This is a genomic window from Blautia sp. Marseille-P3087, assembly GCF_900120195.1.
GTDB lineage: Bacteria > Bacillota > Clostridia > Lachnospirales > Lachnospiraceae > Blautia_A.
Genome location: NZ_LT635539.1, coordinates 1,162,535 through 1,188,445, shown reverse-complemented (window position 1 = coordinate 1,188,445; position 25,911 = coordinate 1,162,535). Strand labels below are relative to the sequence as shown.

Sequence of the window (25,911 nt, the reverse complement as noted above, 5' to 3'; positions counted from 1 at the left end):
GTTATTCAGAATAGTATGGACAATCTTCCTGGATGCATTCGCGATTATCTTTGCAGTATTTACACGTTATAGAAGACAACGGAATGTTTACAGAACAAAACTGACTGTAAAAATGAACAGCTTCTTCAATGGCAATTCTGCTGGTTCGTTTGCAGCAGCGAGGTCCACCAACATCTGCCAGTCTAGATAAAATAATGGAAACAAGTTTTTGAGGAAACGGCCATGCATCTTTGTGAAGTGGACTGGATCCAGTCATAACGGACATGAAAATACCGGCTCCGGCAGCAGCTCCGCAGACACCCCAGTAACCACAGGTACCGCCCGGAACCTGCTTTGCTCTTTTACAGATCTCAGATAATGCAGCATCGTAATCCATATGTTCTCCATTATTGCGAAACGCTGTCAGAAGAACGCATGGGACAATTGCATGATGCTCCGGTCCATGCATATGTACAGATGGAAGATCCATAATTTTTTCCAGAAGAAGCAAAGCATCTTTTTCTGTACTGTCCCTGAGTGTCGTGATTACCGGAGCATATGTGCCATAGCTATGACAGGCATCACAGATAAAGTGACCATTTTCACAGACCGCATTGGTTAATTGTTCTTTATGGCAGATGCTGCACGTCTGAATAGAGCTTTCAGCACGATACGTAATAGGGGCACCACAAATCAGACATCCGGAAAAATATTCTGCTTCACCACAACAACAGGAATTATTCGTATGATCCATTTGATTCACCTCCGAAGAATTTATTTTAATAGTGTTAACGATGTAATAAGTATAACATAGAATGAAAAAGTAATGATATAGCATCTTGACAATCATGTTACTTTGGGTATATGATTTGATCCAATAAAGGGGAGTAACCTGCGCTTAACAATTTGCGTTTGTGATGTCGTCAGTACGGTGGAAGCATCCGGTATCATAAGGAAATGGTGAGACTTTTATTGCATTTTTATTATGCAATGAAGGTCTCCTTTTTTTATATTTTTTTATCAAAGAGGTCTTTCATTGAATAAGAAATACAGGTAGTAAATACTTAGAAACAAGGAGGCGAAAGTGATGAAGGAAATTTATCAGCAGACGGTAGAAGAGGTCCTTGAAAGGGTGAATGGGAAGAAATCTGGGCTTACGAGTGAACAGGTGAAAAGATCCAGAGAAAAATGTGGGTGGAATGAACTTACAGAAGGAAAGAAGAAAGGCATCCTGCAGATTTTCTTTGAACAGTATAAGGATTTTCTTGTATTGATTCTAATTGCATCAGCAATCATATCCGGTATGCTTGGAGATGTGGAAAGTGCAGCAGTTATCGTGATCGTTATTACGATCAATGCGATTTTGGGAACCGTGCAGACCGTAAAGGCTGAGCAGTCTCTGCAGAGTTTAAAGAATCTTTCTGGCCCGGAGGCAAAGGTATTACGTGATGGTGTGGCGGTACAGCTTCCGGCAAGAGAACTGGTTGTAGGAGATGTGATCCTTCTTGAAGCAGGTGATATGATCCCTGCGGATGGAAGATTGATTGAAAATGCAAGTCTTAAGGTCGATGAAAGTGCTCTTACCGGAGAAAGTCTTGCGGTTGAAAAGAGTATGGATATTATTTTGGAGGAAGCACCGCTTGGTGATCGGACAAATATGCTGTTTTCCGGAAGCTTTGTCACATATGGGCGTGGCAGAGCGGTTGTAACGAATGTAGGAATGCAGACAGAGGTTGGAAAGATTGCGGGACTTCTGAAATCGACTTCGGAAAAACAGACGCCACTTCAGGCGAATCTGGATGATTTTGGAAAGAAGCTTTCCATTCTAATCCTGATATTTTGCGGAATTCTGTTTGCAATCAGTGTATTCCGCGGTGAGAAGATCAGCAGTGCATTTATGTTTGCAGTAGCACTTGCAGTCGCAGCGATTCCGGAAGCTTTAAGCTCCATCGTGACGATCGTCCTTTCTTTCGGAACACAGAAGATGGCAAAGGAGCACGCGATCATTCGTAAGCTCCAGGCTGTGGAAGGTCTTGGAAGCGTTTCTGTTATCTGCTCGGATAAGACCGGAACACTCACACAGAACAAAATGACAGTAGAAGATTATTATATTGATGGAAAAAGAATCACAGCAGATGCAATTGATGTAGCAGATCCGGCGCAGAGATGTCTTTTGGACTACAGCATTTTATGTAATGATTCAACAAATGAAAATGGAGTGGAGATCGGAGATCCGACGGAAACGGCATTGATCAATCTGGGCAGCCGGTACGGAATCGAGGCTGCAGGTGTAAGAAAGCTTTATCAAAGAGAAGGAGAGCTTCCCTTTGACAGTGACCGTAAGATGATGTCAACACTTCACAGAATTGATGGTGAGAACCGGATGATCGTAAAAGGTGCGGTTGACCGGCTTCTGGAGCTGACAGACAGAATCTGGACAAAGGACGGAGTTCGGGAAATCACAGAAGCAGATAAAGAAAAGATCCAGCGCCAGAATCAGGAATTTTCAATGGAAGGGTTACGGGTACTGGCATTTACCTATCGTGAAATTCCGGAGAAGCATGTATTGACGACAGAAGATGAGAACCATCTGGTATTTCTTGGTCTGATCGCTATGATGGATCCGCCGAGGGAAGAATCAAAGGCTGCAGTTGCAGAATGTATAAAAGCGGGGATCCGGCCGGTCATGATCACTGGAGATCATAAGATCACAGCAGCTGCAATTGCAAAGAGGATCGGAATTTTACACGATCTGTCGGAGGCCTGCGAGGGCGCTGATATTGAAAATATGAGTGATGAGCAGCTGAAGGAGTTTGTCCCGAATATTTCTGTGTATGCAAGAGTGTCACCGGAGCACAAGATCCGTATTGTCCGTGCATGGCAGGAGAAGGGGATGATCGTGGCAATGACCGGAGACGGTGTGAATGATGCTCCGGCATTGAAGCAGGCAGATATTGGTGTTGCAATGGGAGTGACCGGAACAGAGGTCGCAAAGGATGCTGCAGCAATGGTGCTTACAGATGATAATTTTGCAACAATTGTAAAAGCAGTGGAAAATGGACGAAATTTATATCAGAATATCAAGTATGCGATCCAGTTTCTTCTGTCAGGAAACTTTGGTGCGATCCTGGCAGTTCTTTGTGCATCCCTGGCAGGACTTCCGGTTCCCTTTGCACCGGTACATCTGCTGTTTATCAATCTTTTGACAGACAGCCTTCCGGCGATCGCATTAGGCGTGGAGCCGCACAGCAGTGAGGTGATGAATGAGAAACCAAGATCAGCAGACGAGTCAATACTGACAAAGGATTTTCTTGGTAAAATCGGTCTGGAAGGCCTGGTGATCGGTATGATGACGATGATAGGATTTTTGACAGGATATAACCAGAATGGTGCACTGCTTGGCAGTACTTATGCCTTCGGAACACTTTGTCTGGCACGTTTGTTCCATGGATTCAACTGCAAATCGGATCATCCGGTTATCTTTACAAAACGTTTCTTTAATAATAAATGGCTTCAGGGAGCATTTGCACTTGGGGCAGTACTCATTACCGTTGTACTGACGGTTCCGGGATTTCATCTCCTGTTTAAAGTAGAGACGCTGGATCTGATGCAGCTTGGCTGTGTATATCTGTATGCGTTTGCAAGTCTTCCAATCATTCAGCTGCTTAAATGGATACGTATGAAATTAAGAAAAAGAGGAGAAAGATAGTGGATTTAAGCAAAATTGCTATAAAAAAAATCAGGGAGCTTATTGTGTTTACAGCATTTCTTGTGGTTGTCCTGTGGAAATTTGATGTGGTGCTCGATGTGCTGAAAGCAATATGGGGGATCCTGTTTCCCTTTGTACTTGGCGGAGCAATCGCATTTGTGACCAACGTGCCAATGAGCTTTTTGGAAAAGAAAATTTTCGGAAGAGTAAAAAAAGAAAATAAGATAGTCGTAAAACTGGCAAGACCGATAAGTCTGCTCCTTACAATCATATTGGCGGTTGGTGTAATCGTACTGGTGATGTTCGGGGTGATTCCGCAGCTTACGCGGACAATGGGAACCCTGATGATGAGTATTGCAGATTTTATTCCGCAGATGCAAAGCTGGATCCGGGAATTCTCTCATAATAACCAGGAAATCATGAAGCTGGTAGATCAGGTACAGTTTAATCCGGACCAGGCGATCAAGTGGGGGATAAGTCTTCTTGGAAATGGTGCAGGAAATATGATGAATACCACAATGTCGGCAGTTGGTTCCATAGTCAGTGGATTAGCGACCTTTTTTATTGCTTTTTCGTTTGCCTGCTATGTTCTTTTTCAGAAAGAAAAACTGCATGTGCAGATCCGAAAAGTAGTTTTTGCCTTTCTTCCAAAGAAAAAGGCAGATGCTTTTCTTAAAATTTGTTCTCTGACTTATCGGACATTTGCGAATTTTCTTGCAGGTCAGTGTCTGGAAGCTGTGATCCTCGGATGCATGTTTGTGGTGATACTGAGTATTTTGGGGATGCCATATGCACTTTTGATCGGAGTTTTGATTGCGTTTACTGCATTGATTCCGATTTTCGGGGCCTTTATCGGGTGTGCAGTGGGAAGCTTTTTGATCTTTATGGTAAATCCGAAACAGGCAATTTTATTTATTATAGTATTTCTGGTGCTGCAGCAGATCGAGGGAAATCTGATCTATCCTCATGTTGTGGGTGAATCTGTAGGGCTTCCGTCGATCTGGGTTCTTGCAGCAGTTACGATCGGCGGAAACCTTATGGGAATTGTGGGTATGCTTGTTTTTATTCCGCTGCTTTCCGTGTTCTATACTATTTTTCGGGAATTTGTATATCTGTGCCTGAAAAAAAAGCATATCAAACAGGTGACAAAGACAGAAATAGAGGAATATACGGCGGAGGAAATTGTAAATAGTGACATACCAGAAGGGAAATGATATGATGGACTTGTATTGGGATAGTTAAGAAAAAACTTATATTTAAGGGGGGAGTTACTATGTGGTTTGTGTTTGCCTTGCTGTCTGCTGTATTTGCGGCGCTGACCTCCATACTGGCCAAGGTAGGTATTACCGGTGTTAATTCGAATCTTGCAACAGCGATTCGAACGATGGTGGTGCTTGTCATGGCATGGGGAATGGTTTTCCTCACAAATACACAAGGTGGAATCACTGCGATCAGTAAAAAAAGCTGGCTGTTTCTGATACTTTCAGGTTTGGCAACAGGTGCCTCATGGTTATGTTATTATCGTGCTCTGCAGATAGGAGATGCATCTAGGGTTGTGCCGATAGACAAGCTGAGCGTTGTGATCACGCTGGTACTGGCATTTATTTTTTTACACGAGAAATTTACAGCAAAATCGCTGATCGGATGTATTTTGATTGGTATGGGAACATTATTGATGGTTTTGTAAAAAGGCATAAGAAAACTATACACAAAAGGAGAGGGCTATGAAAACACGAAAGAAAATTTCAGCAAGGCTTCTGGTAATCATGCTTGTTGCCACATTACTGCTTCCCTTTACATGGAATGTTCCGGTGGAGGCAGCCGAGACAAAACAGATCGATGTTTTGTTCAGCCATGATACACATTCGCATTTGAACAGCTTTTCAACCATCGTAGATGGAGAACAAAAAGAGGTTGGTGGATTTGCAAGGATCAAAACCCTGATTGATGAAAAGAAGCAGGAAGATCCGGACACCCTGGTGCTGGATGGCGGTGATTTTTCCATGGGAACCCTGATCCAGACCGTATACGATACGGAGGCGGCAGAGCTTCGAATGCTGGGATATCTGGGGTATGATGTGACGACTTTGGGGAATCATGAATATGATTATCGTTCAAAGGGACTGGCAAATATGCTGGAGGCTGCGAAGGATTCCGGTGAGACAGTGCCGGCACTGGTGGTGTGCAATGTGGACTGGGACAGCATGGAGCAGGATGGACTAAACGATGGTCAGAAGCAGATCCGGTCGGCATTTGAAGCCTACGGCGTGAAGGACTATGTGGTAATTCAAAAGGGAGATGTAAAGACTGCAGTAGTCGGTGTGTTCGGTAAGGATGCCCTGGAATGTGCACCGACCTGTGAATTAAAGTTCAAGGATCCGGTTGAGGCCGTAAAACAGACGGTAGAAGAGATCAGAAAAAATGAAAAAGTGGATATGATCGTCTGTGTGTCCCATGGAGGAACCTGGGAGGATGAGAACAAATCGGAGGATGAGATCCTTGCAAAAGAGGTGCCGGATATCGATCTGATCATCAGCGGACATACACACTCAGAGCTGAAAGAGGCAATTCAGCATGGGAACACATATATCGTATCCTGCGGTGAATACGGAAGAAATCTGGGATCACTTTCCATGACACAGAAACAGGACGGACGGTGGGAGCTGACATCCTATGAGCTGATCCCTGTTTCTGAGGAGGTAAAACCGGACCGGGCGACACAGGAACAGATCGATGCCCTGATGGATACGGTGGATAAGAATTATCTTGCCGATTTTGGCTATACAAGAGAAGAGGTTCTTGCTGAAAATGATGTTGAATTCAACAGTCTGGAAGAAATGGGTACGATGCACGAAGAGTTGAATCTTGGTGATATCATATCCGATGCATACATATATGCAGTGGAGAATTCCGAGTATTATGATGGTGATCCGGTTGATGTAGCCGTTGTTCCAAGCGGAACCGTGCGGGATACATACACAAAGGGCGATATCACAGTAGAGGATGTTTTTAATTCCTTTTCATTGGGGATCGGAAAGGACGGTGTTGCCGGATATCCGCTGATCAGTGCATACCTGACCGGAAAGGAGCTGAAGCTGGCAGCGGAGGTGGACGCTTCTGTATCGGATTTTATGACAACGGCAAGGTTATATTGCAGTGGATTGAATTTTGCATACAATCCACATCGGATGATTCTGAATAAGGTGACAGATTGTTATCTCACCAGGGCAGACGGAGAGCGGATCGAGATCCAGGATGACAAGCTGTATCATGTTGTGACAGATCTGTATACCGGCCAGATGCTTGGTTCTGTGATGAAAATGTCCTATGGACTGCTGTCTCTTGAACCGAAGGACAGGGATGGGAATCCCATTGAAAATCTGGAAGATCAGGCGATCATGGAGGGTGACAGGGAATTAAAGGCCTGGGATGCGATCGCAAGATATATGCAGTCCTTTGAGGATACAGACGGCGACGGAATTGCCAATGTGCCGGAATATTATGAGACGACACATGGACGTAAGGTTGTGGAGGACAGCAGAAATATCATTGATCTGGTGAAGCAGCCGAATAAGTTTTCGGCAATGATCGCAGGTATTTGTCTGATCTTTATAGTGATCATTGTGCTTGTGGTATTTCTGATCCGAAGGATGATCCGCAGGATCAAAGTCAGAAAAGAAAAGAGAAATTCAAAATAAATATACGGCTGAGAAGAAAGCTGTCGCTTTAGCGGTTAATAGAGGATAATCAAAGTTCTTGAGGGTTTGCCAAACTTGTTGAGGGTCTTTTATGAGGGGCAAACTTGAGGGGCGAAAATGAGGGTCTGGCGGAAGCCAGACCCCTTTAATGTAAGAACGTTATTATTCGACGGGATATGGGATACCGTGATCGTTAAGTAATGCCTGTAGTAATTGAATGTATTCATTTTTTCGTTCAATTTCAATCCAGTTTCTGTTAAAGCGGCTGATCAGAAAATAGCACAACTCAACAGTGAGCTGAGCACACAGAAAATCATTCAAAAGCACTGTGATTCTTACCGTCTCTGCCGTAAAGTGATTGAAGATTGCAAATCTGCTAAAGATCCAAAAGCTTACCGCACCAAGCATCAGGCAGAATACCATCTCCACGATTCACTAAAAAAAGAGCTTCAGAATCTCGGTGTTACCAAAATCCCAAGCTCTGATAAAATCAAAAAACGAATTGAAAATCTTGAATCTGAACAGACTGCTTCTGTCCGGGAAAAGCAGGGGTTACAGGAAAAGCAAAAGCTGTTAAATACCATTCAGCAAAATTTTAATGTACTGCTCGATGCTCCAGAAATGCAACCTCCTCTGTCAGAAAAAGAAAACACTCTATAAAATGAAGAGGTATCATCTTGAGGTACCTCTTCCAGTTTCATTTTACGCTGCCAGTATATCCCTTTTTACAAATAATTTTATGTATTTGGGGATAGGATATCCTGCCAAGGCCATTTTTCTTGCTTCTTCTATTTCCTGTTCTTTTTGTTTTACTGCCAGCTGATGTTGCCGTTCTCGGGCAATTTCCATGGTTTCAGGAATTTGCTCTTCTGAAATGGAAAGATATTTCTGGATTGTTTTAGGTGATGAATGTAATAATAACGCTATCCAATTGATCTGCTCCGTAGTCGACGTACGAATGTCACAGAACCCTACTTTGCCGCCCTTCCAATGGAAGAGCGAGCTGCTGTAAAATATCTCATTTCCGACATGTACAACCAATATATTACGTACGTGGATAAGTATTTTCCCAACGCAGTCCCTGTTGTAGATTCTTTCCACGTCATTCAGTGGATCATCCGAAAAGTTGATAATTACATCCGGCTGCTTCTTAAAAAGTACCGCCAACGAGATAGAGAACTCCAAGAAAAACTCTCTCAACAGCAGAAAAAAACCGTGTCATTTCCTGTTTCTGATGAAGTGTACATTCTGCAAAAATACCGCTGGCTGATCCTGTCAAATCAATCAAATATTCTCTATCATTCTGATCTTCGTATGGATCCTCATTTTCATGTGCTGATGAATACATACGATTATGAAAGCTGGCTGTTTCGGATTGCTCCAAATCTAAAGGACTATCGCAATCTTAAGTAACTCTATATCCAATTCAACGCCCGAAATGCTGGAAACCCTGTTTCTGCACGCAAAGAACTCACAGAATTAATCCAGGTCTACATGAAATCCGGTCATGAAATCTTTCGGGAATTTGCTTCTCTTTTGGAAAAATACCAGGATCCTATCATTAATTCTTTTATCATGGTAGAAAAAATCGGAAACGGAAAAATATATGACACCCGTTTATCAAATGGTCCCATTGAATCATTAAACAGAAAAATCAAAGATTTAAAACGCTTAGGGCGTGGTTTCCGCAATTTTAAGCACTTTAGGAACAGATTTCTTTATGCAACAAGGGCTCTGCCTGTCTTAAACGGCGTTTCTGATTATAACCCTGTATCTTATCTTGAAAACGACGAATTTTAGGAGGAAAATTTCATGGAAAACTATTGCGCATTCAGTAAAAATCATAAATGCCTCAACTGGACTGATTATGAACTCACAAGATATGAACTAGAAGAAGCCGGCTCTTTATGCCAGGCAAAGAAAATGAGTGTTACACCAAAATCAAATGAAATGGTGTAAAAATGGTGTAAAAACAAGAAAATCGAGTGCGAAAGTAAGTGAGAATCCCCTGTGAAGTCCATAAAATCAAGGCTTCACAAATTCTTCACAAAATAATTAGCACTCACCTCTTGACAGTGCTAACAACACATGTTATATTACCAGTATAACAAAGATAACATTAAGGGTACGGGAAGAGATTTCAGTATCCTTTTCCTACGATATAAGGAGGAGAGCCTATGAACATCAGTAAGTTTACACAGAAATCCGTGCAGGCTGTTCAGGATCTTGAAAAGGTTGCCTATGAATACGGCAATCAGGAAGTGGAGCAGGAACATCTTTTATATGCCCTGCTGACACAGGAAGACAGCCTGATTCTCAAACTGATTGAGAAGATGGATATTAATAAAGAATATTTTATCAATGTAGTGAAGAAAGCACTGGATGCGAAGGTCAAAGTATCCGGCGGTGATCTGAGATTTGGGCAGTATCTGAATAAATCACTGGTAAATGCAGAAAACGAAGCAAAAGCAATGGGAGACGAATATGTTTCTGTTGAGCATCTGTTTCTGTCACTGCTGACACAGCCAAGCCCGGGTATGAAGAAGATATTCGATGAATTTGGCATTACCAGAGAAAGATTTTTGCAGGCGCTGTCTACTGTCAGAGGTAACCAGAGAGTTGTCAGTGACAACCCGGAGGCAACCTATGACACACTGAATAAATACGGCGAGGATCTTGTGGAGAAAGCAAGAAATCAGAAACTTGATCCGGTCATCGGGCGTGATGCAGAGATTCGAAACATTGTTCGTATTCTTTCACGTAAGACCAAGAATAATCCGGTTCTGATCGGTGAACCTGGCGTTGGTAAGACAGCAGCCATCGAAGGTCTGGCACAGCGAATCGTCGCAGGTGATGTCCCGGAAGGCCTGAAAGATAAGAAGATTTTTGCACTGGACATGGGAGCACTGGTTGCAGGTGCGAAATATCGTGGTGAGTTTGAGGAACGTCTGAAAGCAGTTCTTGAAGAGGTAAGAAAGAGCGAAGGCGAGATCATTCTTTTCATTGATGAGCTGCATCTGATCGTCGGTGCCGGTAAGACAGACGGTGCGATGGATGCGGGCAACATGCTGAAACCAATGCTTGCCAGAGGTGAGCTGCACTGTATAGGTGCAACCACGCTTGACGAGTACCGCCAGTACATTGAAAAGGATGCCGCACTGGCACGTCGTTTCCAGCCGGTTATGGTAGATGAGCCAACCGTAGAAGATACAATTTCAATCCTTCGTGGACTGAAAGAGAGATATGAAGTATTCCATGGTGTGAAAATTACAGACAGTGCGCTGGTAGCAGCCGCTACGCTTTCACATAGATATATCACAGACAGATTCCTGCCGGACAAAGCCATCGATCTGGTCGATGAAGCATGTGCCCTGATCAAGACCGAGCTGGATTCCATGCCGACTGAGCTGGATGAACAGAGACGTAAGATCATGCAGCTTGAGATTGAGGAGTCTGCGCTTAAGAAAGAAACAGACAATCTGAGTAAAGAGCGTCTTGCAGAACTGCAGAAAGAGCTTGCAGAGATGCGTGACACATTCAATACTCAGAAAGCACAGTGGGATAATGAGAAACATTCCGTAGAGAAACTCCGGAAATTACGTGAGCAGATCGAAGACATTAATAAACAGATCCAGAAAGCAAAACAGAATTACGATCTGGAAAAAGCCGCCGAACTTCAGTACGGAGAGCTTCCGAAAGTTCAGCAGCAGCTTGAAATAGAAGAAAAACAGGTCAAAGAAAGCGACCGCAGCCTTGTCCATGAGGCAGTTACAGATGATGAGATTGCAAGGATCATTTCACGCTGGACGGGTATCCCGGTAACGAAACTGACCGAGGGTGAGAGAACGAAACTACTCGGTCTCGAAGATGAACTGCACAAACGTGTCATCGGTCAGGATGAAGGTGTACGTCTTGTAACAGATGCCATTCTTCGTTCAAAAGCAGGAATCAAAGATCCATCCAAGCCGATTGGTTCATTCCTGTTCCTCGGACCTACCGGTGTCGGCAAGACAGAACTTGCCAAAACACTTGCCGCAACTCTGTTTGATGACGAGCAGAATATGGTACGAATCGATATGAGTGAGTACATGGAGAAATATTCTGTATCCCGTTTGATCGGAGCTCCTCCGGGATATGTAGGATATGAAGAAGGCGGTCAGCTTACAGAAGCTGTTCGTCGTAAACCATACAGTGTTGTACTGTTTGATGAGATTGAGAAAGCTCATCCGGATGTATTTAATGTACTTCTGCAGGTGCTGGATGATGGACGTATCACAGATTCACAGGGCAGAACGGTAGACTTTAAGAACACGATTCTGATCATGACTTCAAACATTGGTTCACCGTATCTTCTTGATGGTATTGATGAAAAAGGTGAAATAAAACCAGAAGCTCAGGAACAGGTTATGAATGACCTGCGTGGACACTTCCGTCCGGAATTCCTGAATCGTCTGGATGAAATTATCATGTTCAAGCCATTGACAAAAGAGAATATTGGCGGCATAGTAGACCTGATGGTCAAAGAGCTCAGTGACCGTCTGGCAGATCAGGAACTTTCTCTGGAACTGACAGATGCAGCCAGAACACAGGTAATTGAAAATGGCTATGATCCGGTATATGGCGCAAGACCTCTGAAACGTTATCTGCAGAATTATGTGGAAACACTTGCTGCGAAGAAGATTCTTTCCGGTGATGTTCATCAGGGTGACACGCTTGTGCTGGATGTAAAAGACGGAGAGTTTGTGATCAACACGAAATAATATGCTGCTGTGTATAATCTGACCGGCAGTAGAATACCACAGGAGGTACGCAATGATACCAAAGGATCCGGTAATGCTGTTGAGCTATGTCAACACACAGTTGAGAGATTTTTATGGTACTCTGGAGGCTCTTTGCGAAGACAAAGGACTGGACAGAGAAGAACTGGTGGAGAAGCTCGCATCGATTGAGTACGAATACGATGGAGAAAGTAATCAGTTCGTATAAAGAATTCCCGGCGATGATGGGAAGAAACTAAGGGGACTCGGGTTGGAGATTTTCGTTGAAAATACGAAAAGCATCCATTCTTTGAGTCCTCTTTTTCTCTTCCCATCCATCCCCGTACTTTATACAGGATAGTGTGGCACCTCACCGTGCTTTATGAATGAACAAAGGAACTCTTATATTTTAGAGATAAAAAATATTGAGCGTCAGGCCAGATAATATGAAAAAATAAAATATCAGCTGAGACAGTACCGGACTTCCAAACAGGAAACATCTGCAGGAATTTATGGTAATACTTAGTCTCTCGGCAGACTGCGTTATGGCGAAAAAGTGCATTGTTTGAGCGTTAGCGAGTTATGCACTTTTTCGCCATGTATTTAGCAGAATGAAGAGAGACATAGTATTTCCAAATTCCGAAGCCGTTTCCATGTTGGGAGTCCGGTACTGCATCAGCGTGAAATATATATTTTTATTAATTAGCTAAGCAAAATATTTTTTATAATGAAAATATAAAAAATCTGTGAAATTCATAAAAAACCATTGCTTTTTTTGTGCAAATGCATATAATAATCAATTAGCCGACTAATCAATAATCGACTAACAAACTATAAACATTACTTATGGAGGTGAAGAGGTGTTTACAGAAGGAGAACCAGAGTTTTGCCCACCGGAGCATAAGGACAGCTTTTTATCCATGTTTATGAGAATTGACCGCCGATTTATGGGAAAGTGCTTTGGACAGATGCAGGAACTGGGAATTTATCCGGGACAGATTCCGGTACTTGGCTTACTGGCATACAAAGACGGACTGAGCCAGCGTGAGATCGCAGAACATTTAAGAATCAAACCGCCGACCGTCAATGTGACTGTCCAGCGACTGGAAAAAGCAGGATTTCTTTACAGGGAAGCCGATGAAAAAGATCAGCGCATCTCCAGAATCTATCTGACAGAAAAAGGCAAACAGGCAAAAGAGAATGGCATGAAGAAAGTCCAGGAAAATGAAAAGATTCTTCTCGATGGTCTCAGCGAAACAGAACTTTGCCTTTTGAGAAGAATGTTGGAGCAGATTACAGAGAACATTGATAAAATACCCGGAACATCCGGAAAATGACACAAAGAAAGTGAGGCAGCAAAAGTGATCAAACTGATGAAATATCTGAAAAAATCAGCAGGCTATGTGGTACTGATCATAGCGCTTCTGTTTCTTCAGGCATATTGCGATCTTTCTCTGCCGGATTACACATCCAAAATCGTCAATGTGGGAATCCAGCAGAGTGGTATTGAAGACAGCGTACCGGAAAAGATCCGAAAGACATCCATGGACAGTCTTCAGTTGTTTATGGACGATAATGACAAAGATACTGTAGATTCCTTTTATGAAGAAGACGGTGATCTTCTTGTGTTGAAAGACGATGTGACTTCCGAAGAAAGAGATGAATTAAACAGCATCTTCGGAAAGCCGATGATCATCGTGGCAAGCTTTTCTTCCGGTGGTGATGAAGTAAATGCCATGCTTACACAGATGGGCATTCCGGAAGGCACAGATCCGATGCAGGCACTTGCGATTATGCCGAAAGAAGCACTGGATGCCATGACAGAAAAAATCAGCGAAAAAGTTGACAGCATGCAGGCTTCCATTATCACACAGGCTGGTGTTTCCTACGTAAAAAGCGAGTATGAAGCAATTGGCGAAGACGTCGATGCGATCCAGATGCATTACATCAAGATTGCGGGTGTGAGAATGCTTGGCATGGCACTGATCACAATGCTCTGCGCAATCTGTGTGGTATTTCTTTCTTCCAGAGTTGCAGCAGCACTCGGTCACGATCTGAGAAATGCGGTATACCGAAAGGTTATCACTTTTTCAAGCAAAGAGTATCATAAGTTTTCAACCGCATCACTTATCACACGATGCACAAATGATATTCAGCAGGTACAGCAGGTTATGACAATGCTTTTCCGTATTGTCCTGTATGCACCGATTCTTGGTATCGGTGGAGTGATCCGCGTATTAAATACAGATTCCTCCATGACCTGGATCCTTGGTCTGGCAGTTGGACTTATTCTTGTGGTGATCATTGTTCTGTTCCAGGTGGCAATGCCGAAATTTACAGTATTACAGACACTGGTCGATAAGCTGAACCTTGTGACAAGAGAAATTCTTACCGGTATTCCGGTTATCCGTGCATTCAGCAGGGAGAAACATGAGGAAGAACGTTTCGAGGAAGCCAACGAAAGACTGACAAAGACAAACTTGTTTGTCAACCGCTGTATGACATTTATGATGCCGACGATGATGCTTATTATGAATGGCGTTTCCGTTCTGATTATTTACAGTGGTGCTTATGCGGTAGATAACGGAACTATGCAGGTTGGCAATGTTATGGCATTTATCCAGTATGCAATGCAGATTATCATGTCCTTCCTGATGATCACAGCGATGTCTATTATGCTTCCGAGAGCAAATGTCGCAGCACTCCGTATTAACGACGTGCTGAAAACAAAAGTAAGTGTTACAGATCCGGAAAATCCGGTTTTGCCGGCAGAAGACGTAAAGGGAATTGTGGAATTTGATCATGTAAGTTTTGCATATCCGGAAGCAGGAGAAAATGTACTGACAGATATTTCCTTCAAAGCAGAAAAAGGTGAGACGATCGCCGTGATCGGAAGTACCGGAAGTGGCAAGAGTACACTTGTTAATCTGATTCCGCGATTCTACGATGTGACGAAGGGACGTATCCTTGTAGATGGAGTTGATGTCCGTGATATGACACAGAAAGATGTCAGATCAAGGCTTGGATATGTACCGCAGAAGGGAATTCTTTTCTCAGGTACGATCGATTCCAATATTCGTTACGGTAAGACGGACATTTCCGTCGAAGAAGTAAAAGAAGCAGCAGAAGTAGCTCAGGCAACAGAATTTATTGATGCAAAACCGGAAACATACGATTCTCCAATTTCACAGGGAGGAACCAACGTATCCGGTGGTCAGAAACAGCGTCTTTCCATAGCAAGGGCAATCGCCAAGAAACCTGAGATATTTATTTTTGACGACAGCTTTTCTGCACTGGATTTCAAGACCGACAGTACTTTGCGTAAAGCACTCAAAGCACATACAAAAGATGCAACAACAATCATTGTGGCACAGCGTATCAGTACAATTTTGAACGCTGACAAGATTATTGTTCTGGATGACGGACATATGGCAGGTATCGGTACACATAAAGAATTGATGAAAAACTGTGAAGTTTACCGTCAGATTGCAATGAGTCAGCTGTCAGAGGAGGAATTGGCATGAGTGAACAGAGACGACGTGGACCAATGGGCGGCCACGGAAGAGGTATGCGCCCGACGGAAAAAGCAAAAGATTTCAAAGGTGCGATGGGCAAACTGTTCCGTTACATGAGCCGCTATAAAATGCGTTTTGTGCTGGTATTTATTTTTGCAATTGCAGGAACTGTATTTAATATTGTTGGACCGAAGATCCTTGGTAAAGCAACAACTGAACTTTATACAGGTCTTGTTGCAAAAGTAAATGGAACAGGCGGCATTGATTTTGCAAAAATCGGAATCATCCTTCTGTGGACACTGGGACTGTATGTGGCAAGTGCATGCTTCTCTTTCATTCAGGGATGGATCATGACAGGAATTTCCAATGATGTGACATATAATCTCCGTAAAGATATTTCAAAGAAGATCAATCATCTGCCATTGAATTATTTCGAAAGCAGAACAAACGGTGAGATTCTTTCGAGGGTAACAAACGATATTGATACTCTTCAGATGAGTCTTAATCAGAGCCTGACACAGCTTATCACATCAGTAACTACACTGATCGGTGTATTTATTATGATGCTTTCCATCAATGTATGGATGACGCTGGCTGCACTTCTGATCCTGCCGGTATCCATGTTTATTATTCAGATGGTGATGAAGCATTCACAGAAATACTTCCAGGCACAGCAGAATTACCTTGGCGCAGTCAACGGTCAGATCGAAGAAAACTTCGGCGGTCATGATGTGGTAAGAGTATTTAATAAAGAAAATGATGTGCTTGATGAATTTGAAAAAGACAACAAGAAACTTTATGAATCTGCATGGAAATCACAGTTCTTCTCAGGAATGATGATGCCGATCATGCAGTTTGTCGGGAACCTTGGCTATGTAATGGTAGCACTTCTCGGTGGAATCTTTGTTATCAAAGGTTCGATTGAAGTCGGGGATATCCAGTCATTTTTCCAGTACATCCGTAACTTTACACAGCCGATCCAGCAGATCGCGCAGGTAACAAACCTTCTGCAGTCTTCCGCAGCAGCTTCTGAGAGAGTCTTTGAATTTCTTGATGAGGAAGAGGAAGTACAGCAGCCGGAAAATCCGGATTCTATTGAAGGTCTGGAAGGAAATGTACAGTTTGAACATGTTGAGTTCGGTTACAATCCGGATAAAATCATCATTCATGATTTCTCGGCAGATATACATGACGGACAGAAGATTGCAATTGTAGGACCGACCGGTGCCGGTAAAACGACGATGGTTAAACTGCTGATGCGTTTCTACGATGTAAATAAGGGTGTCATCAAAGTAGATGGCCATGATGTCAAAAATTTCAACAGAAGCGAGCTTCATGAGATGTTCGGTATGGTGCTTCAGGATACATGGCTGTTCTCCGGAACAATCATGGAAAATGTCCGCTACGGACGACTGGATGCAACGGATGAAGAAGTCATTGCAGCAGCAAAGGCAGCGCATATCCATAACTTTATCATGCAGCAGCCGGGCGGCTATCAGATGGTGCTGGATGAAGAAACAAGCAACATTTCACAGGGACAGAAACAGCTTCTTACGATCGCAAGAGCAATTCTTGCGGACAACAAGATCCTGATCCTTGATGAGGCAACATCCTCTGTTGATACAAGAACAGAAATGCAGATCCAGAAAGCGATGGATAATCTAATGAAGGGAAGAACAAGCTTCGTCATTGCACATCGACTTTCTACGATCAAAGACGCAGATCTGATCCTTGTTATGAAAGACGGAGATATTATTGAGCAGGGTAACCATGAAGAACTGCTGGCAGCGAAAGGATTCTATGCAGATCTTTATAACAGTCAGTTTGATAACAGTTCGTCGGAGCTTTGTTCATGACGATAAAGAATTCCCGGTGATGATGGGAATGTAAAGAAAAGGACTCCAGTTAGGATAGCCCGTGAATTATCATCTGTGCATGTCTCAATTCAAAACTTCTGTGATTCTATGTATACAGAACTTTGCTAAGAACGATACAGAAAATGCTGAACTCGCATCAAAGATGCTCAGACAGCAGCATTTTCTGCATCAACGCAAAAACCTGTACACCAAGAATCTCTACGAAGTTTTTCAGGCGAGACAGACACAGATGATAATTACGGGCATTCCTGACGGGAGTTTTTCTTTTACCTATCCATCTCCGTATTTTATTCGAGGAGGCGGAGGAGCGGCTTGGACGGAGACCGCCTCCCGCGGCATAATAAATGAGGGAAGAAGAGGAACTGTGTAGAAGAAAAATGTCGTGTACGGAAACATCTGCAAGAGTTCGTAGAAATACTTGGATGTAGTCTGTCTGTGTTATGAATCAAAAGCACATTGTCTGAGCGTTAGCGAGTTGTGTGCTTTTGCATTCATGGTTTTAACAGGCAGAGTAGATCCGTAGTATTTCCGGACTCTGAAGCCGTTGCCGCACACGACATTTTTTTATCTGCACAGACTCTTATCAGTTTATTTATTATCCTTGTCATAACCTCTTTTTTTCGGTATAATATTAAGCCACAGTTACAAACAGGAAACAAGCTGCTTACAGAGGAGCAGACTTTATATGATAAAATAGGAGCAATCATGTGACAATACGACATGATTTTCCTGCATAAGACAACGAGGAGCAGTGATCAATTTCATGGAAAATATAAAAAACGGCAGGGAATATCTGCAATATGTATTGAAATGTCTGAATGACCGTCTTGCCCAGGCAGATGCGGCAATTCTCGAAGGCGAGAAAGAAATCGAGGACATGCATGAATACTACTGGGAAAACTATACCGAGATGGATCAGTACGGATATGAGGATTATGATAATCAGCAGGCACTTTTCCGCCAGATGAATGCCAACGAAGAGCAGTTCCGCCTTCGCAAACGCTTCAAAAAGATGCAGGACTCGCCATTCTTCGGCAGAGTGGATTTCCGGTATGACGGAGATGAGGAGGCAGAGACCTTTTATATCGGAATCGGCAATCTCTCCGAGAGTGCAGGAAGCCTTCCGCTTGTGTATGACTGGAGAGCACCGGTGAGCGGACTTTTTTATGATTACGATAAAGGGCCGGCGTCTTATGAGGCACCGTCAGGAATTTTTGAAGGTGAAGTGACTTCAAAATGGCAGTACAAGATCCGTAAAGGCAAGATGCTCTATGAATTTGAAAGCGATGTCAAGATAGACGACGAAATTCTCGGAGCAGAGCTTGGAAGCAACGGAGAAGTACAGCTCAAAAATATCGTCCGGACGATTCAGAAAGAGCAAAATGAGATCATCCGAAATACTAAAGACAAGATCATGGTGATTCAGGGAGCGGCAGGAAGCGGTAAGACATCTGTAGCCCTGCACAGAATTGCCTATCTTCTGTATCATGACAGAGAAAACCTGAAATCATCAAATGTACTGATCCTGTCACCGAACGGAGTCTTTGCAGATTACATTTCACATATCCTTCCGGAACTGGGCGAGGAAAACATCCGAGAGATGAGTTTTGACCTGTTTGCATACAGAGAACTTAAGGAAATTGTCGGTGACTGTGAGGATCGCTACGACCAGATCGAACGCACGGTGCTCAATCCGAAGATACAGGAGATATGCAGAGAGAAACAGTCACCGGAATTTGTTTCGAAGCTGGATGGTTTTGTCCTCAGACTGGAAGACGAGCTGATGAATTTCCGTGATGTGGAATACAGAGGCTGTACACTGAGCGAAAAAGAGATTATTGATCTGTTTTATTTTAAATTTCTGGATGTACCGCTTCTTTCCAGAATGCATTCTGTCGCAGAATATTTTATTGACCAAGTGGAGACACTGAGAGACAGAGATCTTTCTGATGAAGAACGTGAAGAAGTAATGGAATGCTTCAGAAGCATGTACGAGACAAGAGACTGTTATGTGCTGTACAGCCGTTTTCTTGAGAAAGAAGGATACCGGCCGCTTCCACACTGCCAGATTGAGAAGCGCCGCCTCCGATATGAAGATGTATATCCGGTGCTTTATCTTAAGTACACACTGTACCAGTGCCGAAACCATCACGGGATCAAGCATGTTGTGGTGGATGAGATGCAGGATTATTCATGGATTCAGTATCTGCTAATTCATAAAATGTTTCCATGCAGGATGACCATTCTGGGAGATAAGGCCCAGACAATGGAAGACGAGACACAGGATGTGCTGAAATTTCTTCCGAAGATATTCGGGAAAGATATTCGCAAGATTGTGATGAACAGAAGTTATCGTAATACGATGGAGGTTGCACAGTATGCGAATCATCTTACCGGAATTGAGGATATGGAGCTGTTCGAGCGTCATGGTGAGCCGGTAGATGAGCGGACATTTTCGTCGACAGAGGAAGCACTTGAGACTGTTCTTGAAAAATGGCTGAACCGTCGGGAAGAGTTTGAGACAGAAGCTCTGATCTTTCTTACAGAAAGGGAAGCAGAACACGCTTTCCTTTATATAGAAAAGAGACTGAAAGAAATTGCCCCGGAGGCAGAAAACCAGCTTTGCTACATGAACCGCGACAGCCAGAGCTTTAAGAAAGGACTGACTGTGACGACTTTTTATCTTGCAAAAGGTCTGGAATTCGATCAGGTATTTGGCATATTTGAAGAGGACAGAGAAAGCGGTCTTCAGTGCCAGGCAAAGTATATTACAGCGACGCGAGCACTGCATGAACTTCATATGTATATGACGGAAAATTCAAAGTAAGCTTTGCCAAACTATACGGTTTTTCATTGACACTGATGGGATATAACTGTAAAATATAGCACGAGGGAAAGAGTATAAACATTATCATTTTATAAGGAGAATGTTATTATGAAGAATAAAAAATTACTTGCAATGACAGCAATGGTGATAACGGCATCTGTACTGATGTCTGCATGTAGCTTTGGCGGTAATGATAAAAAAGAAGACACTCCGGCTGTAGCCGTGACACCGACAGCAGAACCGTCTGCAACACCGGCTCCGACTATAGAACCGACGATCGCACCGAATGTACAGAGTACAACTTATACATCCGCAGATAAGTCAATCGCGATCAACCTTCCGGATGCAACATGGTCCAATAAGTCAGACGAGACAGATATGGTAAGCTTTGAGTCTCCGAATGTCGGAAACATTCTGATCCTGCACGGACAGGGTGAGGATACCATGGCTTCTACTGTGATCCCGAGCACACAGGACATGGCAGTTTCACTTGATCAGGCAGATGGTGACAAAGTAAATGGCACTGATTTTGAAATTCAGGATTATACATCCAATGATGTCAACGGAATTGGTGTATACAGCTACACAACCAAAATGCTGAATACAGATAAGAGTGGCGGAGACCTTTATGTGGTTCACAAAGTATTTGCCAACGATACCGAATATTATAATATCGAAGCTTCTGTAAAGAGCGAAGATGCACTGGATTCTATCAAGGCAGCAGTCGCTTCCTTCCAGATTCTGGGAGATTCTTCACTGAAAGAAGCAGCACCGAAGCAGGCGGCTCCGGCAGCAGATAACAGCTCCGCAGACAACGCAGCAGCAGACAATTCCGGTGCAGCAGCTTCTGATAACGCAGGAAATACAGATGCATCCGCTTCCACTGACGGAACAACTGCCGATGGAAGTTCGAACGATGCTTCACAGGCTGCAGATAATGGAACTGCTTCTACAGACACATCCACGAATTCCGGTGGATTTACAGATGAGCAGCTTTCCAACACCGATGAGACAAGAACCATCTACCGCAATTCTGACGGACATCCACTCGTTATTCAGCCGGACGGTAACGGAAACTGGGTGGATTTTGACGGAAATACCTATAGCTTCGCTGATGAGCAGGATGCATACGATGCAAATGGCAACAGCTATTACTGGCACGGAGAAGCAGCAGACGTATATTATATGCCTGTTCAGTAAAAGGATAACAGAGACACAAAAGAGGCAGGTGAGAGATCATCTGCCTTTTTTACCAGCAGGAGAGGAAGAAAATGGAAGCATACAGTAAATTTGCGCAGGTCTATGATCTGTTCATGGACAATATTGATTACGAAGGATGGGCAGACTATGTTACAGACCGCCTGAAAGAATACGGAATTACAGACGGACTCGTCCTGGAACTTGGATGTGGTACAGGTACGATGACGGGATTGCTTGCAGATCGGGGTTATGATATGATTGGTGTGGACAATTCCGAGGAAATGCTTGCAGAGGCAATGGAAAAGAGAGTAGAATCCGGGCAGGATATTCTCTATCTTTTACAGGATATGCAGGAATTTGAATTATATGGTACGGTACGTGCGGTGGTCAGTGTGTGTGACAGCCTGAATTATATCACGGAGAGAGAAGAACTTCTTCAGGTATTTCGTCTGGTAAATAACTATCTGGATCCGGAAGGTATTTTTCTTTTTGATATGAATACCGTACATAAGTACAGAGACCTTATGGGCGATACGACAATTGCCGAGAACCGTGAGGAGGGCAGCTTCATCTGGGACAACAGTTTTGATGAAGAAGAAGGCCTGAATTATTATGAGCTTGCTGTTTTTCTTCCGAGAGAGGATGGCCTATATGAAAAATGCGAGGAAGTCCACTGCCAGAAAGCCTATCCGCAGGAAGAAATCGAATCACTGATAAAAGAAGCAGGTATGGATCTTCTGGCGGTTTATGATGCGTATACGATGGAACCTGCTACGAAGGACAGCGAGAGAATGTTTTTTGTTGCAAGGGAAAAAGGAAAAAATAAATAAAAGAGGTACAGAAATAATATGAAAGATTATATAGTAAGAGCGATTGCTGCGGACAGCCAGATCCGTGCGTTTGCAGCAGTTACAACAGAAACCGTGGAGACTGCAAGACAGGATCACAACACAAGTCCGGTGGCAACTGCCGCGCTGGGACGTCTTCTCACAGCCGGTTCTATGATGGGTGTGATGATGAAGGGAGACAAAGACATCCTGACACTGCAGGTAAAAGGTGACGGACTGATTCAGGGAATTACCGTTACTGCAGATTCTAAAGGACGTGTCAAGGGGTATGTGGGAAATCCGGAAGTAATTATTCCGGCAAATGCGAAAGGCAAACTGGATGTATCCGGTGCTGTCGGCAATGGTTTTCTTCAGGTCATTAAGGATATGGGACTGAAAGAGCCGTATGTCGGTCAGGTCGCATTACAGACAGGAGAGATCGCAGAGGATCTTACTTATTATTTTGCAGCGAGTGAGCAGGTGCCGTCAGCAGTGGGGCTCGGTGTTCTGATGAACAAAGATAATACCGTACGTCAGGCTGGTGGTTTTATTGTACAGGTGATGCCGTTTGCAGAAGAAGAAACGATCGCAAAACTTGAAGAAAATGTACAGAAGATCCAGTCCGTAACGACACTTCTGGAGCAGGGCCATACACCGGAGAGTCTTCTGGAACAGGTACTTGACGGCTTTGATATTGAAATCAACGATACGATCCCGACAGAATTTTACTGTAACTGCAGCAAGAGCCGTGTAGAGCGTGCGCTGATCAGCATCGGACGTAAAGAACTAAATGAACTGATCCAGGAAGGCAAAGAAGTAGAACTGAACTGTCATTTCTGTAATAAAAATTATATCTTCAGTGTAGAGGAGTTAAAAGAAATTCTCAGAAAGTGCAAATAGGAGGAAAAAGCTGTGAAAGACGGTTTTATCAAGGTAGCTGCCGCTACACCGGATGTCCGTGTGGCTGACTGCGAATATAATGCAACAGAAATCATCCGTATGATCCATGAGATGGAAGCGCAGGGCGCAAAGATTATGGTATTTCCTGAACTCTGTATCACTGCATATACCTGTGGAGATCTTTTCTGGCAGGAGAATCTTCTGGAAGAGGCGAAAGTGCAGCTTGTCCGTATTGCAGAAGAAACCAAAGAGGTGGACGCACTGATTTTTGTCGGACTGCCGTTAGAATACAATGGTAAGCTTTATAATGTGGCAGCAGGACTTAATCACGGTGAAATCCTTGGATTTGTACCGAAGACCTGGCTGCCAAACTATAATGAATTTTATGAGGCAAGATATTTTACTTCCGGAGAGCATGTAGACGGCACGGTTCACATTGACCGCGAAGCGTACAAAGAACGGTATGACAGCGATTTTGATGACGTGGAATTTGATATTGAGATGACATCTTTTGATGAGTTTGAAGAACTCGAAGAAATTGATGATGAAGATTTCGGCGGCGAGAACTTCGATGATGAAGACCTTTTTGATGATGACGAGATGGATGATGAACTTTATGAGGAGGATATCTGGATTTCTCCGAATACGATCTTTACATGCGAAGACATGCCGAAACTGCAGATTGCAGCAGAAATCTGTGAAGATCTCTGGGTACCGAATCCGCCGAGCGTTGCACATGCATTTCACGGTGCGAATCTGATCGTCAATCTGTCTGCAAGTGATGAAGTTGTAGGCAAGGATTCTTACCGTAAGAGTCTGGTGAGCGCACAGTCTGCAAGACTTCTCTGCGGCTATATTTATGCAACAGCAGGAGAAGGTGAATCCACACAGGACGTCGTTTATGGCGGACATAATCTGATTGCAGAAAACGGCTCTGTTCTGGCAGAGAGTAAAAGATTTGCCAATGGTGTGATTTATGCAGATCTTGATATTCACCGCCTGGACAATGAACGAAGAAGAATGACAACCTGTCAGTTTGCACCGGATCTGGCACCGGAAGGACAGGACATCAGTTACAACGAAGCACCGTTTACACTGGAAAATACAGAGACAGTTCTTACACGTAAATTTGATTCCAGACCATTCGTGCCGGGAATCAAAGAAGAAAGAGAGCGCCGCTGCGACGAAATCCTGAATATTCAGGCAATGGGACTTAAGAAACGTCTTGCACATATTCACTGCCAGAATGCGGTGATTGGTCTGTCCGGTGGACTGGACTCCACGCTGGCACTTCTTGTGACCGTACGTGCATTTGATATGCTTGGTATGGACAGAAGCAAGATCACGGCTGTTACAATGCCATGCTTCGGAACGACTGACCGTACCTATAACAATGCCTGCCAGTTAAGCGAATGTCTGGGGGCAACTCTGAAAGAAGTCAATATCCGTGAAGCGGTCAACCTGCATTTCCGTGATATCGGACACGATCCGGAAGTGCATGATGTCACTTATGAGAACGGACAGGCAAGGGAACGTACGCAGATCCTGATGGATATTGCAAACCAGTCCGGCGGTATTGTCATTGGCACAGGAGACCTTTCCGAACTGGCACTTGGGTGGGCAACTTATAATGGTGATCATATGTCCATGTATGCAGTCAACAGTTCTGTGCCGAAGACGCTGGTACGTCATCTGGTAAGATATTATGCAGATACCTGCGAAGATCAGAAACTTGCAGAGATCCTTCTGGATATTCTGGATACCCCGGTAAGTCCGGAACTTCTGCCACCGAAGGATGGTGTGATCTCACAGAAGACAGAAGACCTTGTAGGACCGTATGAACTGCACGACTTTTTCTTATATTATATGCTCCGCTGGACATTTCCGCCGAAAAAAATCTTCCGTCTGGCGCAGAATGCCTTTTCAGGAGAATATGATGATGAGACGATTCTGAAATGGCTTAAGACATTCTATCGCAGATTTTTCATGCAGCAGTTTAAACGTTCCTGTCTGCCGGATGGACCGAAAGTCGGAAGCGTTGCCGTATCTCCGAGAGGAGATCTCCGTATGCCGAGTGACGCGTGCGCGACATTATGGATGAAAGAACTGGATCAGATCAGGATCTAACCGGCAGTTTCAGCTTTTGCGACAGCTTTATCGACGGCATGGATAAGCATGAGCGCTGTGTATTTTTGATCGCTGGAATACTCCAGATTTTCCAGTGACTGAGTAGAATAGATCTGGCTGGCGAGTGAGTCCAGCACAGGTTCTACCAGCGGAAACATGGCGGAAGTACTTTCACTTAAGTTGGCAAGATGAATCGAGCGGATACTGTCCTGATCGACGGTCACTTCGACATCAAAGCTGTTGTTATTTAATCGTATAGAGGTCCGGTAAATCCCGGGGGTGTATTTTGAAACGGTGTCTGAGGATGCCGTTTCAGACTTTCCGGGGCCGAACATAAGAAGCATTACTACCCCGAAGATCACAAGGAGCAGCAGAAAAATTCCGGTATAGATTACCTCTTTCATATGTAAGACGATGATTTTGGTTTTCGAACTCATGTTGAAGCCTCCTGATCCAATGGTCCGGTTCCCGGTGTGATGCCACAGGGTTACTGCG

Annotated in this window: 19 protein-coding genes and 1 pseudogene; 17 read left to right on the top strand and 3 right to left on the bottom strand. The window is 43.7% G+C overall.

The features are described 5' to 3' along the window. Window position 1: 1 nt before the first annotated feature. The gene (locus BQ7344_RS05740) at window positions 2–733 is read right to left on the bottom strand and encodes a DUF5714 domain-containing protein (RefSeq protein WP_015542421.1); all 732 of its coding nucleotides are present in this window, start codon (window positions 731–733) and stop codon (window positions 2–4) included. Between the two features lie 333 nt (window positions 734–1,066). Here BQ7344_RS05740 and BQ7344_RS05735 point away from each other — a divergent pair, with 333 nt between their 5' ends. The 5 genes from BQ7344_RS05735 (at window position 1,067) to BQ7344_RS05715 (ending at window position 8,046) form a co-directional block, all read left to right on the top strand. Further along, window positions 1,067–3,688 (top strand): cation-translocating P-type ATPase, encoded by a 2,622-nt coding sequence (locus BQ7344_RS05735; RefSeq protein WP_072521793.1) that lies wholly within the window; start codon window positions 1,067–1,069, stop codon window positions 3,686–3,688. Continuing rightward, window positions 3,688–4,902: an AI-2E family transporter gene (locus BQ7344_RS05730; RefSeq protein WP_235816050.1), complete on the top strand. Its 1,215-nt coding sequence runs from the start codon at window positions 3,688–3,690 to the stop codon at window positions 4,900–4,902. The genes BQ7344_RS05735 and BQ7344_RS05730 overlap by 1 nt, the downstream gene beginning before the upstream one ends. 59 nt (window positions 4,903–4,961) lie before the next feature. Next, window positions 4,962–5,375 (top strand): EamA family transporter, encoded by a 414-nt coding sequence (locus tag BQ7344_RS05725; RefSeq protein ID WP_005427490.1) that lies wholly within the window; start codon window positions 4,962–4,964, stop codon window positions 5,373–5,375. Window positions 5,376–5,412: 37 nt separating this feature from the next. After that, on the top strand, window positions 5,413–7,386 hold the full coding sequence (locus tag BQ7344_RS05720) for a bifunctional metallophosphatase/5'-nucleotidase (RefSeq protein WP_072521792.1): 1,974 nt from the start codon (window positions 5,413–5,415) through the stop codon (window positions 7,384–7,386). 213 nt (window positions 7,387–7,599) lie between these two features. Continuing rightward, window positions 7,600–8,046 (top strand): hypothetical protein, encoded by a 447-nt coding sequence (locus BQ7344_RS05715; RefSeq protein WP_235816049.1) that lies wholly within the window; start codon window positions 7,600–7,602, stop codon window positions 8,044–8,046. Window positions 8,047–8,088: 42 nt separating this feature from the next. Here the strand turns inward: BQ7344_RS05715 and BQ7344_RS16465 are convergent, their stop codons facing one another. Beyond that, complete coding sequence (locus tag BQ7344_RS16465; protein ID WP_235816048.1) at window positions 8,089–8,235, bottom strand: hypothetical protein; 147 nt, start codon at window positions 8,233–8,235, stop codon at window positions 8,089–8,091. 81 nt (window positions 8,236–8,316) lie between these two features. Between BQ7344_RS16465 and BQ7344_RS16460 the strand changes: the two are divergent. The 12 genes and pseudogenes from BQ7344_RS16460 to BQ7344_RS05650 all read left to right on the top strand — a co-directional run bounded on the left by BQ7344_RS16460 (window position 8,317) and on the right by BQ7344_RS05650 (window position 25,416). Continuing rightward, window positions 8,317–9,186: pseudogene (locus tag BQ7344_RS16460) on the top strand (ISL3 family transposase). Between the two features lie 12 nt (window positions 9,187–9,198). After that, the gene (locus tag BQ7344_RS15960; RefSeq protein ID WP_143143540.1) at window positions 9,199–9,345 is read left to right on the top strand and encodes a mobility-associated LCxxNW protein; all 147 of its coding nucleotides are present in this window, start codon (window positions 9,199–9,201) and stop codon (window positions 9,343–9,345) included. A gap of 218 nt (window positions 9,346–9,563) precedes the next feature. Beyond that, entirely contained in the window at window positions 9,564–12,146 is a 2,583-nt protein-coding gene (clpB, locus tag BQ7344_RS05700; RefSeq protein WP_072521789.1) for an ATP-dependent chaperone ClpB, read from the top strand. Window positions 12,147–12,198: 52 nt separating this feature from the next. Then, window positions 12,199–12,372, top strand: a complete 174-nt coding sequence (locus BQ7344_RS05695; RefSeq protein ID WP_072521788.1) for a DUF4250 domain-containing protein — start codon at window positions 12,199–12,201, stop codon at window positions 12,370–12,372. 631 nt (window positions 12,373–13,003) lie between these two features. Further along, the gene (locus tag BQ7344_RS05690) at window positions 13,004–13,480 is read left to right on the top strand and encodes a MarR family winged helix-turn-helix transcriptional regulator (protein ID WP_083585494.1); all 477 of its coding nucleotides are present in this window, start codon (window positions 13,004–13,006) and stop codon (window positions 13,478–13,480) included. Between the two features lie 36 nt (window positions 13,481–13,516). Further along, window positions 13,517–15,667, top strand: a complete 2,151-nt coding sequence (locus BQ7344_RS05685) for an ABC transporter ATP-binding protein (RefSeq protein ID WP_330392815.1) — start codon at window positions 13,517–13,519, stop codon at window positions 15,665–15,667. Next, on the top strand, window positions 15,664–17,514 hold the full coding sequence (locus BQ7344_RS05680; protein WP_072521786.1) for an ABC transporter ATP-binding protein: 1,851 nt from the start codon (window positions 15,664–15,666) through the stop codon (window positions 17,512–17,514). The genes BQ7344_RS05685 and BQ7344_RS05680 overlap by 4 nt, the downstream gene beginning before the upstream one ends. 784 nt (window positions 17,515–18,298) lie before the next feature. Further along, entirely contained in the window at window positions 18,299–20,362 is a 2,064-nt protein-coding gene (locus tag BQ7344_RS05670) for a HelD family protein (RefSeq protein WP_072521784.1), read from the top strand. A gap of 108 nt (window positions 20,363–20,470) precedes the next feature. After that, window positions 20,471–21,562: a hypothetical protein gene (locus BQ7344_RS05665; protein WP_072521783.1), complete on the top strand. Its 1,092-nt coding sequence runs from the start codon at window positions 20,471–20,473 to the stop codon at window positions 21,560–21,562. 71 nt (window positions 21,563–21,633) lie between these two features. Beyond that, window positions 21,634–22,392, top strand: a complete 759-nt coding sequence (locus BQ7344_RS05660) for a class I SAM-dependent DNA methyltransferase (RefSeq protein ID WP_072521782.1) — start codon at window positions 21,634–21,636, stop codon at window positions 22,390–22,392. A gap of 18 nt (window positions 22,393–22,410) precedes the next feature. Then, window positions 22,411–23,289: an Hsp33 family molecular chaperone HslO gene (hslO, locus tag BQ7344_RS05655; RefSeq protein WP_072521781.1), complete on the top strand. Its 879-nt coding sequence runs from the start codon at window positions 22,411–22,413 to the stop codon at window positions 23,287–23,289. Between the two features lie 12 nt (window positions 23,290–23,301). Continuing rightward, window positions 23,302–25,416, top strand: coding sequence for an NAD(+) synthase (locus BQ7344_RS05650; RefSeq protein ID WP_143143539.1), 2,115 nt, complete (start codon window positions 23,302–23,304; stop codon window positions 25,414–25,416). Here the strand turns inward: BQ7344_RS05650 and BQ7344_RS05645 are convergent. Further along, window positions 25,413–25,853 carry a hypothetical protein gene (locus BQ7344_RS05645; protein WP_072521780.1) on the bottom strand — a complete coding sequence of 147 codons (441 nt, stop codon included), beginning with the start codon at window positions 25,851–25,853 and terminating at the stop codon, window positions 25,413–25,415. The two genes, BQ7344_RS05650 and BQ7344_RS05645, sit on opposite strands and share 4 nt — an antisense overlap. Window positions 25,854–25,911: the final 58 nt, after the last annotated feature.